This is a genomic window from Bradyrhizobium sp. NBAIM14, from assembly GCF_020193895.1.
GTDB lineage: Bacteria > Pseudomonadota > Alphaproteobacteria > Rhizobiales > Xanthobacteraceae > Bradyrhizobium > Bradyrhizobium yuanmingense.
Map to the genome: position 1 here is coordinate 256829 of NZ_JADYVQ010000008.1, position 10594 is coordinate 267422.

The window sequence follows — 10594 nt, forward strand, 5'->3', positions numbered from 1 at the left end:
AACGTAGTCGACCGCGCAAGGCAACGCCAAGTTGGCGCAAGTGCTCAAACCTTTGCCGGCCGGAGCGCGGCGCGTTCCTTTTCCTGCACAACCTGTCTAGCTCTTCGGGCAATCAACCAGGACGGCACTCCGGATGTACTTGGTCCTCTGCCGGTCGCTGACGTTGCGCCCGAATTGAGGGCTGTAGTTCAAGTCGTAGCGGCACCCTGCCTGCATTGCCTTGTAGATCGCGCCCCGTTCGATCACGTAACTCCCTTGTGGGAGCGTCTTGAGGCGGACCTGTGTGATGGTCTGCTCCTGGCCGTGGTCCGGGCCGAGATAGGTAACGCGATCGGTCGAGCCGACCGACCAGACCACCGCAACTGCGCACATCAGTGAAACGGCGAAAGCAGCGACCAGCCCGAGTTGCGGTCGCTCGACGGAGTCCAGAAACGAGCTCATGCCGTTTCGTGTCGTTCCGGGCCTTGCGGTTCAAAGGCTCCCTCACCTTTGCGTCGCGCAACAGAAAGCGCGGCGCCCCGCGAAGAGCGCCGTCCTGAAATTCTTTGTTGTTTGCGTCTAGCTCAGTAGCCGCAGGACGCGCAGTTCATCTGCACCGGGGCGTAATAGGAATAACCCGGCGAGACCATCTCGACGCGCTGCCGGGTGGCGTATTGCGGCGGGATGCGCTCGTACTGGACGCTGGGCGGCGCGACCATCACGGTCTGCGGCACCATCACGGTGCGGTACTGCGCCGGCGTGCGGTGCGCGACCACGGAGCCGGGCGAGACCATCACGGTCTCGTCGACGGTGCGGTATTGCGGCGGCACATATTGTTGCTGGTAGCAGGTCGTGCACGGCGGCGGCGTGTAGCAATTGTAGCAGCCGGCGGAGGCCGCGCCCGTCATGGAAATGGCGACGACGGCCGTTGAGAAAACGACAGCGAGAGTACGAGACATTGCGGTGGTGCCCCAGTTGCCCGAAACGGATCTGCGAAGGTCGCGGGAGTATACGGCGCAAAACCTTGCCTTGCCGAACTTCGTCGAGGCATCCTTAATGCGAACGATCGATCGCGGCGGAGGGGTAAGAACTCATTGACCACGCGCATTAACGCGCGGGATGTTTTGCGCGGGGGTGCGCATGACAGCGAGTCCGCGATCGGACATCGCCGCGGCACTCGTTCGAGCATAATTTGCAGTTCATCCTCGTTCCATGTTCGAGCTTTCAACGCCTCGCTGCTCTTTCCAGAAACTCCAACAGCGAGGGATCGGTCTCCTCGAGTTCGACGAAGCGACGGCGCAGCTCATCGGCGATTTCAGCGGTGGCATCGCGCGACCATCCCTCCGCAGTATTGAAGGCCACGATACGTGCGGGATGGAGATATTGCCCTTCGGCGAGATGTCTGAGCAGGGTCGCGCGATTGGCGTCCTCCTCGGCCGTCTCGCACCAAGCCCGCCCCAGGCGGCGGCCGAAATCATCGAGCACAAGATAGACGTCCCGGTCTGTCGTGATTTGCGGCACGAGTGATGGAGAATGACTCATGGCTAACTCCGCTATTGGCAATCCGAACCTTTGCGGACGAACCTCGATAGGGCGACCGCCTCGGCTGGATTCGGAAAAATGGATTTCGACGATTTTTCTTAGGATGGCACGATTAAATAAAAATAAAAACAAAATTAATAAAAATTAAATAGCAAAATGTGGACAATGCACTAAGTTGATGATGCCTGGCGGGCGAGCCCGCACGTCGGGTGCCCACTGAGCAAACGGCTCCCGCTCCCACCCCAACCAGCCCCACGCCCTAGGGAGGCGGGGGCCGTTCTTTCCCGATCTCCGTTCCGGCTACTTCCAACGGCGCATCCGGGTGGTCGCACGGAGCCGCGAGGCGTTCCGAAGATCGCCGATCCAGGCCAGTGGCGCCGATGCCGCCTACTTCGGACGCCGCTTGACCTCGCGCACCGCACCGCGCGCGGCACTGGTGGTGAGCGCGGCGTAAGCCTGCAGCGCGGTCGAGACGTTGCGCTTGCGGCCTTGCGCCTGCCAGGCGGCATCGCCCTTCGCCTCCTCCGCGGCGCGGCGCTTGGCGAGCTCCTCGTCGGAGACCTCGAGGCTGATGCTGCGGTTCGGGATGTCGATGGCGATGATGTCGCCCGTCCGCACCAGACCGATATTGCCGCCTTCGGCGGCCTCCGGCGACAGATGGCCGATCGACAGGCCGGAGGAGCCGCCGGAGAAGCGGCCGTCGGTGACGAGCGCACAGGCTTTGCCGAGGCCCATCGATTTCAGATAGCTGGTTGGATACAGCATCTCCTGCATGCCGGGGCCGCCGCGAGGGCCTTCATAGATGATGACCACGACCTCGCCGGCGACGACCTTGCCGCCCAGGATGCCTTCGACCGCCGCGTCCTGGCTTTCGAACACGCGCGCTGGGCCGGAGAATTTCAGGATCGAGGCATCGACGCCGGCGGTCTTCACGATGCAGCCGTCCTGCGCGAGATTGCCGTAGAGCACGGCGAGACCGCCGTCCTTGCTGAAGGCGTGCGCGAGATCGCGCACGACGCCCTTCTCGCGGTCGGCGTCGAGCTCGTCGTAGCGGCGCTCCTGGCTGAAGGCGACTTGCGTGGGGATGCCGCCGGGCGAAGCGCGATAGAAGGTCCGGACCGTCTCACTCTTGGTGCGCTTGATGTCCCAGCGCTCCAGCGCCTCGTTCATGGTCGGCGCGTGCACGGTCGTAACAGAGGTGTCGATCAGCCCGGCGCGGTCGAGCTCGCCGAGGATGCCCATGATGCCGCCGGCACGGTGCACGTCCTCGACATGCACGTCGGCGACGGAAGGCGCGACCTTGCAGAGCACGGGCACGCGGCGCGACAGACGGTCGATGTCCTTCATGGTGAAGGCGACCTGCCCCTCATGGGCGGCAGCCAAGAGATGCAGCACGGTGTTGGTCGAGCCGCCCATCGCGATATCGAGCGTCATCGCGTTTTCGAACGCCTTGAAATTCGCGATGTTGCGCGGCAGCACGGAGGCATCGTCCTGCTCGTAATAACGGCGGACCAGATCGACGATGGTGTGGCCGGCCTCGACGAACAGGCGCTTGCGGTCGGCATGGGTTGCGACCACCGAGCCGTTGCCGGGCAGCGCCAGGCCGAGCGCCTCGGTGAGGCAGTTCATGGAATTGGCGGTGAACATGCCCGAGCAGGAGCCGCAGGTCGGGCACGCCGAGCGCTCGATCACCTTGACGTCCTCGTCGCTGACCTTGCTATCGGCGGCGGCCACCATGGCGTCGATGAGGTCGACCGCCTTGGTCTTGCCGGCCAGCTTGACCTTGCCGGCCTCCATCGGCCCGCCCGAGACGAAGACGGCGGGGATGTTGAGCCTGAGCGCGGCCATCAGCATGCCGGGCGTGATCTTGTCGCAATTGGAGATGCAGACGAGGCCGTCGGCGCAATGCGCGTTGGCCATGTACTCGACGCTGTCGGCGATCAGCTCGCGCGACGGCAGGCTGTAGAGCATGCCGTCATGGCCCATGGCGATGCCGTCATCGACCGCGATGGTGTTGAACTCTTTCGCCACGCCGCCGGCCTGCTCGATCTCGCGCGCCACGAGCTGGCCGAGGTCCTTCAGATGCACGTGGCCGGGCACGAATTGGGTGAAGGAGTTGACCACCGCGATGATCGGCTTGCCGAAATCGGCGTCCTTCATGCCCGTCGCGCGCCAGAGGCCGCGGGCGCCCGCCATGTTGCGGCCGTGGGTGGTGGTGCGGGAGCGATAGGCTGGCATGGCGGTTTCCGTCCTCGGGTTTGCGTCGGCCGGGGCGGGAAAATGTGGAGCCACCTCAGGCCTTTCCGGCCGGATAGCGCACGGGGGCAGCCCGCGCAACGGGAACTTGGGTCGGACAGGGCTCCCCTGCTTCCGGCGCGGGGGGCTCGTCGCTCACTCTCTGTCATTCCGGGGCGATGCGCAGCATCGAACCCGGAATCCATCGGGCGGCAGCACCCGCGGGACAATGGATTCCGGGTTCGCACCTTTCGGCGCGCCCCGGAATGACGGCGGGGGGCGTCGGAGCCCCTATTACAGCGTCGGATCGAGCCGATCGCGCAGCCAGTCGCCGATCACAGAGACCGCCAGGGTGGTGACCACGATGGTCGTCGCCGGCGCCAGCATGATCCAGGGGGCGCGGGTCAGATATTCCCGGCCGTAGCCGACCATGTTGCCGAGGCTGGTCATCGGCGGCTGCACGCCGAGGCCGAGGAAGGACAGGCCTGACTCCATCAGGATCACCTCGGGGAACACGAGCGTGGTCGAGACGATCAAGGTCGAGGCGATGTTGGGCAGGATGTGCCGGAGGTAGATCCGCGACGGCGTCGCCCCTAATTGGCGGACGGCGGCGGCGTAGCCCTGCGCATTGGCGGAGATGGCAAGGCCCCGCGCGATGCGGGCGTAGCGCTCCCAGCCGAACAGGCCCATCAGCCCGACCAAGAGCGGCAACGAGTTGCCGAAGAAGGCGAGCACGGCCAGCGCCATGATCAGGAAGGGCATGCTGGCCTGGAAGTCGGTCAGCATCAGCACGAGCTGCTCGACGAACCCACGAAAATGCGCGGCGAGGAAGCCGAGGGTGGTCCCGACCACGGCCGAGATTGCGGTCGCGCCGAACGCGATCAGGAGCGAGATGCGGATCGAGACGAGCAGCCGCGACAGCACGTCCCGGCCAAGCTCGTCGGTGCCAAGCCAGTGCGCGGCATTGCCGGGCGCAGCAAGCCGGTTGCGCAGGTCGAGCTGCGTGAAGCCGTAAGGCGCGATCTTCTCCGCAAAGGCCGCGATCAGCAGCATCGCGACGATCCAGGTGATCGCCAGCGCGACCGAGACCGGAATGGCCGGCAGGCTGAAGCGGCGTGAAAACGCCTTGCTATCCTTCAGGGTCGCGTCGGTCATGCATGGGCTCCCTTGCTGCGCAGGCGCGGGTCGAGGAAGCCGTAAAGGAAGTCGACGATCAGATTGGACGTCACCATGGTCATCGCAACCAGCAGCAATATGCATTGCACGACCGCGAGATCGCGATTGGCAACCGCCACGACAAGAAGCCGCCCTACTCCCGGCCAGGCGAACACGCTCTCGACCACGACCGCGCCTGCGATCAGCGTGCCGACCATGAAGCCAAGGATGGTCACGGTCGGGATCGCCGCGTTCGGCAGCGCATGCGAGGTCACCACCTTGCGCCACGGCACGCCTTTTGCGGATGCGGTGCGGATATAGGGCTGGCCCAGCACCTCCAGCATGGCGCTGCGGGTGAAGCGCGCCAGCACCGCCGCGCCGCCGAGGCTGAGCGTTGCGATCGGCAGGATGGCGTGGCGCCAGCTGTCCTGCCCGCCCGAAGGGAGCCAGCCAAGCTGCACGGCGAAGATCAGCACCAGCAGCAGCGCCAGCACGAAGCTCGGGACGGTAAAGCCGGCGACCGCCGTCATCATCACGGCGCGGTCGATTCCCGAGCCGCGATGCAGCGCGGCGTAGATGCCGGCGGGAATGCCGAGCGCCACCTTGAAGAAGAACGCCGGCAGGGTCAGCGCCAGCGTTGCCGGGATGCGTTCCAGCACCAGCTCGATCGCGGGCCGGCCGTCGCGCATGGAGCGGCCGAGCTCGCCCTTGGCGATGGCGCCGAAATAATCGAAGTATTGCGCCCAGATTGGATCGTCGAGGCCCCAGGCCTTGCGAAACGCCGCGAGCACCTCCGGCGGCGCCTCCGGTCCCAGGATCATCAGCGCGGGATCGCCTGACAGCCGCAACACGACGAAGGCGAAGGTCACGACGAGCACGATCGTGAGCGCGGCGCGTCCGATCCGAATGGCGAAATAACGTCCCATCACGCGGCGTCCCGTGTCGCAGCGCCGGCGACGAGATGGCAGGCGACCTGCCTGTCGCCGCCGACGGCGGACAGCGCCGGCACCTCGCTCGCGCAGCGCGCGATGGCGCGCGGACAGCGCGGATGGAAGGCGCAGCCCGTGGGGCGCGCGGCCGGATTCGGCGGATCGCCCGACAGCACGATCCGGCCCGCACTGCGGCGGCCCGGCGCGGGCGAGGCCGAGACCAGCGCCTGGGTGTAAGGATGCTCGGGCCGCGCGAACAGATCGTCCGCGCTGCCGATCTCGACGATGCGGCCGAGATACATCACGGCGACGACGTTGCTGATCTGCCTGACGACGCGCAAATCGTGGCTGATGAAGAGCAGCGTCAGCGACAGCTGCGCCTGGAGATCGCAAAGCAGGTTCACCACCTGCGCCTGGATCGAGACGTCGAGCGCGCTGACCGGCTCGTCGCAGACCAGGAAATCCGGTTTCGTGGCCAGCGCCCGCGCCAGCACGATGCGCTGACGCTGCCCGCCGGAGAGCGCGCCGGGATAGCGTGCGCCATGCGCCGGCGTGAGCTCGACGGCGCGCAGCAGCTCGCGGACGCGCTCGTCGCGCTCCGCCGGCGTACCGAGGCCGTGAATGTCGAGCGGCTCGCGGATCTGCGTTGCAACCGGCAGCCGGCGGTCGAGCGCGCCGAGCGGATCCTGGAAGATCATCTGCATCCGCGCGCGCTGCGCACGCCACGCCGTCGTCCCCGGCGCGGACATCGGCTTGCCGTCGAACCGCACTTCGCCGCTGTCAGGCGGCTCGAGGCCGAGCACGATGCGGCCCGTCGTGGACTTGCCCGAACCGGATTCGCCGACGAGACCGAGCGTCTGGCCCCTTGGAATCGTCAGCGACACGCCGTCGACGGCATGCACGGCCGCAGCTCTCCCGAACATTCCGGAGCGCATCGCATAGGTGCGCGAGATCGCGGAGACCTCGACGAGCGGCGGACTCATTCGGCGGCCATCCCGAGCAGCGCGCGGCGCGAGGTCTCGGCACGGACGCAGGCGACGCTGCGATCATCGGCGATCGGCGCGAGGGGCGGCGCCGCAAGGCCGCATGCTTCCGCGACAAGCGCGCAGCGCGGCGCGAAGGCGCAGCCGCCGGGCATGTGCGCAGGATCAGGCACCGTGCCGGGAATGGCGGTGAGGCGCCGCCGCGGACCATCGAGCGGCGGCAGCGCGCCGATCAATCCTTGCGCGTAGGGATGCACGGGATCGGCGAACAGCTGGTTGCTCGGCGCCTGCTCGACGATACGGCCGGCATACATCACCGCGACGCGGTCGCAATTCTCCGCGACGACGCCGAGGTCGTGGCTGATCAGCACTATGGCCATGCCGAGCTCGCGGCGGACAGTTGAAAGCAGCTCCAGGATCTGCGCCTGGATGGTGGCATCGAGCGCCGTGGTCGGCTCGTCCGCGATGAGGAGATCGGGATTCCCGGCCAGCGCCATCGCGATCATGATGCGCTGGACCTGGCCGCCGGAGAATTCGTGCGGATAGGCCTCGAGCCGGCGGCCAGCGTCGGGAATGCCGACGAGATCGAGCAGCCGCCGCGCCTCCGCCTTCACGGCGTTGCCTTGGAGATCGCGATGCAGCGCCAGCGCTTCGCAAAGCTGCCTGCGGATGGTCAGCACCGGGTTGAGCGCGCTCGCCGGATCCTGGAAGATCATGGCGATGCGCCCGCCCCTGACCTGATCGAGCTCGGCGGCCGGCGCGCCGAGAATCTGGCGCCCGTCGAGCCGCACCGAGCCAGAGACTTGCGCATGGCGCGGCAACAGCCCCAGCGCGGCGAGCCAGGTCACCGATTTGCCGGAGCCGGACTCGCCGACGAGGCCGACGGCCTCGCCCTTCTGCAAGGCAATGTCGATGCCGCGCAGGACCGGCACGCCATTGAAGCCGACGCGCAAGTCCTCGATGCTGACCAGCGGCTTCACCTTCAGACCTCGAAATTGCCGGCGCGGAAATCCATCGCGAAGGCGGGCGCTGCCTTCCACTTGATCGATTTCGGCTTGGCCGTGAAGGTCGCGTTCTGGTGCAGCACCGTGTAGGCGGGATCTTCGCGCTCGGCGATCTCGAGCATGCGGCGGAACGCCTTCTTGCGCGCGGCCCGGTCGGTCGAGGTCTCCAGGAATTCGGAGAGCGTGTTCAGCTCGGCATTGGTCCATTCGCCGATCTGCTGCTGCTGGCCGTTCGGCCCGTGCTGGGCGACCAGCGACGACACCGGATCGTTGAAGGCGGCCGAGTTCGACCAGTCGCGCACGGCGCGTGCCGGCCCGCGCTCCATGATCTGCGACCAGTTCTCCTTGGTCTCGATCTGCACGTTGAGCCCGACCGATTTCCACATCTCGACCAGTATCTGCGCGGTCGCGACCTGGTTGGTGTAGTAGTTGTTGAGCAGGCGGTACGGGATCGGGTCGCCCTTATAATTGGCCTGCTTGAGCAGATCCTGCGCCAGCTTCGGATCATAGGCCGGCACGTTCCAGTCGGCGTTGAACATGTCGCCGTAGAATTCCCATTGCAGACCCTTCGGCACACGGGTGCGGCCGGCCCACAGGCTGTCGACGATCGCCTGGCGATCGATCGCGTGAGTGAAGGCGCGCCGCACCAGCGGATTGGCGAGCACGGCGTGGTTCTTGTCGAACACGGTAAGGCGATGATTCTGAATCGTGCCGCCCTGCACTTCGAAGGCGGAATTCTTCTCGATGCCGGCAATCTGGTCCGGCGGGATGTCGCAGGCGAACTGGTATTCGCCCGAGAGCAGTCCGTTGATGCGGCTCGCGACCTCAGGCACTTCGAGGAAGCGGATGCGCTTGAGCGGCGGCCGGCCGCCCCAATATTCGTCGTGGGCTTCCAGCGTCAGCGAGACGTCGGGCTTGAGCTCGACGACCCTGTAGGGGCCGGTCGTCACCGGCTTGCGGGCCCAGTCGAGATAGCTCGCCGCCTCTTCCCAGGCGCGGCGGTTCATGATGTCGGAGCCGTAGCGCGACAGCCGGCCTTCGATCGTGACGTCGGGCGTCGCGTTGTAGAAGCGCACCGTGTACTTGTCGACGGCATCGACGCGCACCAGGTCCGGCCAGATGCGGCGGGCGACCGCGGGGACGTCCGGCGGCAGCTCCTTGCCCGGGCGCGGCGTCGGGATCTTCTCGAACGCCTTGATGGTGGAGCGGTTTTTGGCCTCGGTCTCGCCGAACATGCGCTCGCGGCTGAAGGTGAAGACGACGTCTTCCGCCGTGAGCTCGTCGCCATTGTGGAACTTGACGCCCTGGCGCAGCTTCACCTCGACGGTCTGGTCGTCGATGCGGCGCCATTCGGTGGCAAGGCCCGGCACAGCTTCGAGCTTGCCGCGCCAGTTCTTGGAGATCAGGCCTTCCCAGATCGAGGAGAAGAACACGCGCTCGCCGACATTGGACTGCTCACGCAGCACGTCGAGCACGTTCGCATTCGTGACCTTCTGCACCGCGACGGTCACGGAGGGACGGTTGTCGCCTTGCGCGATGGCAAAGCGAGGCAGCAGCAAGGTGCTTGCGGCCGCGCCGCCGGATTTCAGGATGGTGCGACGGGTGAGCTTGCTCATGATGTGACCCTGCCCTTTGTGATTGCGGTTACTCGGCGAGACCGAGCGCGGCGAGATGCGCCGCGCCCTTGCGGACATCGTCGTGGTTGCGGAGTTCGAGGATCAGCCGCGGATTCGACGTCAGCCGTCCTAGCGCGCGGAATACGGCGACCCAGGGAATGTTGCCCTCGCCCGGCGCCCAGTGCCGGTCGGCAAAGCCGTCGGTGTCCTGCAGGTGCACATGCGTCAGCATGTCGCCGGCGGTCTCGACGTAATAGTCGACCGGCGGCGCGCCGGTGGAGATGTGGGCGTAATTGGCGTGGCCGGTGTCGAGCGAGACACGGACCTTGCTGCTTTCCAGCGCCTTGGCGAGGCGCAGGCGGTCGCGCGGATCCTTATCCTCGATGTTCTCGATGACGATCTCGCAGCCGATCGTCTCGGCACGCGCAATCACCTCCGCGAGCGTCGCCTTGACGCGCTCGACGATATTGGCGCGATTGTCAGGATAGAGATCGAGATTGTTGTGGTCCCAGGTCGTGAACGGCGAGTGGATCACCATCTGCGTCGCGCCGAGGAACTCGGCGGCGTCAAGGCCCTGCAACAGGCGCTTGGTCACCGCCTGGCGGATCATCGGATCGTGGCTGTCGATCTTGAAGCCCCAGAACGGACCATGGATGCCGAGCCGGCCGGTGTGCCCGGTGAGCATCTGCTTGATCTCGCCGGCGGTTGCGCGCCAGTCGCTATCGAGCAGATCGGCGCGGAAGAAGTCCTGGATTTCCAGATCGCGCTGCTTTTCGAGAAGCCAGTCACGATGCGCGGGGATCGATTTGATGGACAATGCGGCGCCCAGCACCGGCTTCGACATGGCATGCTCCTTCGTCGTCAGCGATGACGGGAGCAGCGCTAGACCAGTTCAATGACAGGCCCGTGAAATGCGCATTCCGCAGCGTGGACGAGATGTGGACATCCTGCCCGCGCGTGCTGCGGTTCAAGCAAAAGCGATCGCTCCGAGCGATGCCGAATGGGCACATGGCAAGCGCCATCGTGTCCGTAGTGATCCGGAATGGAATCCTAGCCGTCTTTCGCGTACATCGCGGGACATCGATCGGCGGCCACTTCCACGGGCATCACCCTCTGATCGCGCTACATGGGGTTGGGGGACCACATGGGGC

10 protein-coding genes are annotated in these 10594 nt (G+C 66.0%); all 10 read right to left on the minus strand.

What is annotated here, in order from left to right; translation table 11 throughout:
- Positions 1 to 96: 96 nt before the first annotated feature.
- On the minus strand, positions 97 to 441 hold the full coding sequence (locus I6F28_RS21310; protein ID WP_036012306.1) for a hypothetical protein: 345 nt from the start codon (positions 439 to 441) through the stop codon (positions 97 to 99).
- A 122-nt stretch (positions 442 to 563) separates the two neighbouring features.
- Positions 564 to 887 carry a hypothetical protein gene (locus tag I6F28_RS21315; RefSeq protein WP_036028057.1) on the minus strand — a complete coding sequence of 108 codons (324 nt, stop codon included), beginning with the start codon at positions 885 to 887 and terminating at the stop codon, positions 564 to 566.
- Between the two features lie 316 nt (positions 888 to 1203).
- Positions 1204 to 1653 (minus strand): hypothetical protein, encoded by a 450-nt coding sequence (locus I6F28_RS21320; RefSeq protein WP_225140897.1) that lies wholly within the window; start codon positions 1651 to 1653, stop codon positions 1204 to 1206.
- Positions 1654 to 1908: 255 nt separating this feature from the next.
- Positions 1909 to 3759 carry a dihydroxy-acid dehydratase gene (ilvD, locus tag I6F28_RS21325; protein WP_109143722.1) on the minus strand — a complete coding sequence of 617 codons (1851 nt, stop codon included), beginning with the start codon at positions 3757 to 3759 and terminating at the stop codon, positions 1909 to 1911.
- 291 nt (positions 3760 to 4050) lie between these two features.
- Positions 4051 to 4911, minus strand: coding sequence for an ABC transporter permease (locus I6F28_RS21330; protein WP_225137325.1), 861 nt, complete (start codon positions 4909 to 4911; stop codon positions 4051 to 4053).
- On the minus strand, positions 4908 to 5837 hold the full coding sequence (locus tag I6F28_RS21335) for an ABC transporter permease (protein ID WP_225140899.1): 930 nt from the start codon (positions 5835 to 5837) through the stop codon (positions 4908 to 4910). Before I6F28_RS21335 ends, I6F28_RS21330 begins: the two co-directional genes overlap by 4 nt.
- Entirely contained in the window at positions 5837 to 6823 is a 987-nt protein-coding gene (locus I6F28_RS21340; protein ID WP_225140901.1) for an ABC transporter ATP-binding protein, read from the minus strand. Before I6F28_RS21340 ends, I6F28_RS21335 begins: the two co-directional genes overlap by 1 nt.
- On the minus strand, positions 6820 to 7803 hold the full coding sequence (locus I6F28_RS21345) for an ABC transporter ATP-binding protein (protein WP_225140903.1): 984 nt from the start codon (positions 7801 to 7803) through the stop codon (positions 6820 to 6822). Before I6F28_RS21345 ends, I6F28_RS21340 begins: the two co-directional genes overlap by 4 nt.
- 2 nt (positions 7804 to 7805) lie before the next feature.
- Positions 7806 to 9443 carry an ABC transporter substrate-binding protein gene (locus I6F28_RS21350; RefSeq protein WP_225125360.1) on the minus strand — a complete coding sequence of 546 codons (1638 nt, stop codon included), beginning with the start codon at positions 9441 to 9443 and terminating at the stop codon, positions 7806 to 7808.
- A 28-nt stretch (positions 9444 to 9471) separates the two neighbouring features.
- Positions 9472 to 10287, minus strand: a complete 816-nt coding sequence (locus tag I6F28_RS21355; protein ID WP_225140905.1) for a sugar phosphate isomerase/epimerase family protein — start codon at positions 10285 to 10287, stop codon at positions 9472 to 9474.
- Between the last annotated feature and the right edge of the window lie 307 nt (positions 10288 to 10594).

What these genes read in the sequence shown, in the direction of transcription:
- ilvD (WP_109143722.1), bottom strand. Translation starts at nt 3,759, where the DNA reads ATGCCAGCCTATCGCTCCCGCACCACCACCCACGGCCGCAACATGGCG.
- I6F28_RS21330 (WP_225137325.1), bottom strand. Translation starts at nt 4,911, where the DNA reads ATGACCGACGCGACCCTGAAGGATAGCAAGGCGTTTTCACGCCGCTTC.
- I6F28_RS21350 (WP_225125360.1), bottom strand. Translation starts at nt 9,443, where the DNA reads ATGAGCAAGCTCACCCGTCGCACCATCCTGAAATCCGGCGGCGCGGCC.
- I6F28_RS21315 (WP_036028057.1), bottom strand. Translation starts at nt 887, where the DNA reads ATGACGGGCGCGGCCTCCGCCGGCTGCTACAATTGCTACACGCCGCCG.
- I6F28_RS21340 (WP_225140901.1), bottom strand. Translation starts at nt 6,823, where the DNA reads ATGAGTCCGCCGCTCGTCGAGGTCTCCGCGATCTCGCGCACCTATGCG.
- I6F28_RS21310 (WP_036012306.1), bottom strand. Translation starts at nt 441, where the DNA reads ATGAGCTCGTTTCTGGACTCCGTCGAGCGACCGCAACTCGGGCTGGTC.
- I6F28_RS21355 (WP_225140905.1), bottom strand. Translation starts at nt 10,287, where the DNA reads ATGTCGAAGCCGGTGCTGGGCGCCGCATTGTCCATCAAATCGATCCCC.
- I6F28_RS21335 (WP_225140899.1), bottom strand. Translation starts at nt 5,837, where the DNA reads ATGGGACGTTATTTCGCCATTCGGATCGGACGCGCCGCGCTCACGATC.